Below are 774 nucleotides of genomic sequence, written 5' to 3'. Positions count from 1 at the left end.
CCTAGATAATAAAACACCCTGCAAAGGCAGGGTGTTTTTATGGTAGATTAAGTATCTATATTTAGAAACTATAGAACATACTAATGCCAATATTATCAACGTCATCATCTGATTTTATACGCTCAAAATCAACACGATATTTTATTGTGTCATTAATTTTTCCATCAACACCAACACCATAAATAACATCAGTACCACTGTCTTTATTGCTAAAATCTGTAGCACCAGCGATTGTGGTCAATGCACCTGCATTATCATATTGAAATGCAGAAGATTCACCTTTAATATTCCAAGCACTAACACCTAGTTTAACAAATGGCTCAAAACTATCTGACTGTGCAAAATAATACAGCCCAGACAAATCAATATTACGACCAGATAAGGTTGTAGATGAAGTAATCTTTGCATTATCAGTACCAGTACCCGTAAGCGTAGTGCCAGTCAGTCCTATTGAAGATTTATATCCTGCAGTATCATCCAAGGCAACCATCGCTGCCTCTAAAGCAGCACCATTAGTGGCAGACATTGATATGCCTGTTGTATCGCTAGAATAGTCTGTATATGAACCTTCTACTGCAAAATTTTTATTCAAACGCTTACCAAAGATTACTTTGTAATTATTTTTTTTGTAAGCCCCTTGACTAACTGTAACTCCTCTCCCAGAAAAACTCGCACCTGCAGATTTTGTTTGAACAACACCTAAGCCAAAATACATATCTTTATTTTCTTGTGCATAGGTTGATGTAGCGACTAAAACTGACAATGCAACTACCT

General features: G+C 36.0%; 1 protein-coding gene. It reads right to left on the bottom strand.

Translation table 11 applies throughout. From position 1 onward, the window contains the following. Positions 1–61: 61 nt before the first annotated feature. On the bottom strand, positions 62–774 hold a 713-nt coding region (locus tag BAZSYMA_RS00005; RefSeq protein ID WP_143243026.1), incomplete at its 5' end, for an outer membrane beta-barrel protein.

Origin of the sequence: Bathymodiolus azoricus thioautotrophic gill symbiont (assembly GCF_001298715.1) — a bacterium.
GTDB lineage: Bacteria > Pseudomonadota > Gammaproteobacteria > PS1 > Pseudothioglobaceae > Thiodubiliella.
This window is presented reverse-complemented; position numbering and strand designations above follow the sequence as displayed.